Genomic DNA, 3,120 nt, shown 5'->3' on the forward strand with positions numbered 1-3,120 from the left:
TGAAAAATTATATGTTTATATAGTTAAATTAAAAAATAATGAAATAAAACCGTTGGAATTGGAATTAGATGAAACTGAGGATCTAACAACTAAATGGATAGATTTAGAAGAAATGGAAAAAATCACTACAGATATGAAGAGTTTATTAACTTATTATATGTATATGAACAAAAATAAAAAAAAATAATAAAAAATGGAGGCAAAATCTCCATTTTTTTTATTACAAAAACTTAGTTATTAGTACAATTATAGGTTAAACAAATTAAAAAAACTAGGTATCAGTCTAAATCTTCTTCTGAATAGAAATTTTTGTAAAGTTCTTGACGTTTTAAAAAATATTTGTTTTTAAATTTATTTTTTCTGTCTGAAAAAGTACGAATAATAGGTAATAAAACACCTGCAACTATACCAGCAGAAAAACCATTGTTATATAGGTTTAATCCACCATGAACAACTCCTATATTTCTAACGACTGACATATGAAGCCATCCTGCAACTACACCCCAAATAGGACCATATACTCCTGAAATTGGAGCCATAGCAGTACCAAATAGAGCGGAAAGAACTAACACAAATTTATCTACTCCAGTAGTTATACCTGCTAGCCAAACTCCAAATAAAATAGGAGTAATATTCAGTGGGTGTTTTCCAAAGGCAGAAAAACCAACAATAGTTAATATCCCTGCTAATAGAGGTCCACTAAGAGTTTCTCCTACAAGAAGTATAAAAGCTATAGAGAGAAAACCGTTGATCCCCATATTGATAAATGAAAGTCCATATCCGTATTTTTCTGTGAAATCAGATTTTAAACCATCACATTTTAACAATTTTTTATAGCCTTTGAAACTGTTGTTATTGATATAGAATCCTACTAATATCATAAGAAAAAATACCATGGAACAAGTGATCAAAAGTACTAGATGGTATTTAGTTGAAATTAATTTTTGAGGCTCTATATTAAAATCATAAGCTTTGAGGATAGAGGTAATAACGGCTCCTAAAAGCCCACCAGTAAATCCTAAATTATAAAGGTTAAATCCCTCGTGAAATGAGAGCATTTTTTTAGCTAGGGGAGTGGCTATAAATCCAATAATTATTCCTAAGACCATGGCCAGAAGATATGCATCTTCAAATGTACCGGTACTAAATGCCATAGCACTAATAAAAGGTGCTAATGCACTGGTAAACATTATGGTTGGTAAAACAGTTTTAAAGTCTAAGTGTTCAAATTTTGCATACATGATTCCACCAAGATAAATTGGAAGGACATTAAATATGTTTTTTCCAAAGAAGGAGAATCCAAAGACTGTAAAAAAAGCAGCTAAAACTAAACCGCTGATCTTTAATTTAAAACTTTTAACTAAGATAAAGTTAAATATAAATAAACTAAATGCATTTAAAAATGTAGCTCCTAAACCTCCGATAACTAAAAAATCTGTTATTAGGGTAGAGGGAGATGTAACTATGTTTTTTAAACCAATAATAATATTTGTTTTATCTATAAAAACAAAGTAAGTAAAAACCACCAAAATGGCAAGTACCAATATAAAGGTTAATTTTTTAGCTTTTTGTAGCCTTCCGCAGCTAAATTCATCCATAAAACTCCTCCTAATAAAATACAATAAACGCAATCTTTACAATTGGTATAGACTTATATTATACTTTATTTATAAGGAAAAAAATAGAGAAAAAGCTTAAGTAATGAACAAATTTGTAAAAATAGGAACAAATAGAGGTGAATAGATGTATTATATATATATGCTAGGGTGTGGAGATGGAAGTGTCTATACAGGAATAACTAACGATGTAGAAAAAAGAATGGAGGCTCATAAATGTGGAGAAGGGGCTAAATATACTAGGGGAAGAGGGCCATTTAAACTTTTTTCTCTTTGGGAGATCAAAACAAAATCTGAGGCTTGTAGAGTAGAATATTTTGTAAAAAAATATCCCAAAAAGAAAAAAATATTATTCTATACAGATATGGAATATTTGGTTAAATTGGTATTTGAAAAAAAAGGAATAGAAATAAAGAAGCTTTCATAATTAGGATAAAAAGAAAAAAGATATCTCTACATTAGAAATGTAGAGATATCTTTTTTCAATATTTTAAAGTTTTTCCTAAAAATTCTTTTAATTCAGGTGTTTGAGGATTACTAAATATCGTAGTAGCTTCTCCAGATTCTAAAACCTTACCTCCATCTATAAAGAGGATATAGTCTGCTACATTTTTGGCAAAGCCCATCTCATGGGTGACTAAAATTAAATCTTTCTCTTCTTTTTTTAGCTCTAAAATGCTATCTAAGACCTCAGAAGTCAGAGCTGGATCCAATGCAGAAGTGGGTTCGTCTAGGAGTAAAAATTGAGAATTAAGGGCAACAGCCCTTGCTATTGCAACTCTTTGTTGCTGTCCCCCTGACAGTTGAGAAGGATATTTATGACTATGCTCTTCTAGATGAAATCTATCGAGTAAAGTTTTTGCCCGAAGATTTGCTTCACTTTTTTGAATCTTATGAACCTTTTCTAAAGGTAAAGTGATATTACTTATGGCTGATAGATGTGGAAAAAGGTTAAAAGCTTGAAATACCACACCAATAGTTTTTCTGTAGTTGTGCAGATCAATCTCATTAAATGAGAGATTTTTATTATTTATGGTGATATCTCCATTTTCTGGTATTTCTAAGCCTGCTAATATTCGTAGAAGGGTAGACTTACCACCACCAGAAGGACCAATGATAACTAAAGAATGGACATCTTTTATACTCAATTCTAAATTATTTAAAACAATTTGGTCACCATACTTTTTATTTAAATTTGATATATTAATCTCCATAGGAAAACCTCTTTTCTAATTTTTTTGATAGGTGAGAGATAGGGTAGGTTAATAAGATATAACCTAAAGCCAATACTGCATAATTTTCAATGGGAGTAAATGTAATGGAATCCACTTCTTGGACATTTTTTGTAAATTCATTTACTGCAATTATAGATAAAAGAGATGAGTCCTTGATAAGGGATGCAAACTGTCCTGCTAAGGGAGGCATAACCCTCTTTATAACCTGAGGCAGGATGATATATCTATATTTTTGAAAATTAGTAAAACCTAAAGCTTTTGCGGATTCA

Annotated in this window: 4 protein-coding genes and 1 pseudogene; 2 read left to right on the forward strand and 3 right to left on the reverse strand. The window is 30.3% G+C overall.

Features of this window, described 5'->3' with window-relative positions:
* A pseudogene (locus WBG30_RS04220) lies at positions 1–187 on the forward strand (NUDIX hydrolase); the annotation flags it as partial.
* 91 nt (positions 188–278) lie between these two features.
* On the opposite strand, the gene WBG30_RS04225 reads toward WBG30_RS04220, so the two are convergent.
* The gene (locus WBG30_RS04225; RefSeq protein ID WP_424503396.1) at positions 279–1,598 is read right to left on the reverse strand and encodes a DUF1576 domain-containing protein; all 1,320 of its coding nucleotides are present in this window, start codon (positions 1,596–1,598) and stop codon (positions 279–281) included.
* A gap of 145 nt (positions 1,599–1,743) precedes the next feature.
* Here WBG30_RS04225 and WBG30_RS04230 point away from each other — a divergent pair, with 145 nt between their 5' ends.
* A complete protein-coding gene (locus tag WBG30_RS04230) occupies positions 1,744–2,043 on the forward strand; it encodes a GIY-YIG nuclease family protein (RefSeq protein ID WP_424503397.1) in 300 nt (99 codons plus the stop codon).
* 55 nt (positions 2,044–2,098) lie between these two features.
* On the opposite strand, the gene WBG30_RS04235 is transcribed toward WBG30_RS04230, so the two are convergent.
* Together WBG30_RS04235 and WBG30_RS04240 are read right to left on the reverse strand one after the other, a co-directional pair.
* Positions 2,099–2,830: an amino acid ABC transporter ATP-binding protein gene (locus tag WBG30_RS04235; RefSeq protein ID WP_424503398.1), complete on the reverse strand. Its 732-nt coding sequence runs from the start codon at positions 2,828–2,830 to the stop codon at positions 2,099–2,101.
* On the reverse strand, positions 2,820–3,120 hold a 301-nt coding region (locus tag WBG30_RS04240), incomplete at its 5' end, for an ABC transporter permease subunit (RefSeq protein ID WP_424503399.1). The genes WBG30_RS04240 and WBG30_RS04235, both read right to left, overlap by 11 nt.

The organism is Psychrilyobacter sp. (genome assembly GCF_049671765.1).
GTDB lineage: Bacteria > Fusobacteriota > Fusobacteriia > Fusobacteriales > Fusobacteriaceae > Psychrilyobacter.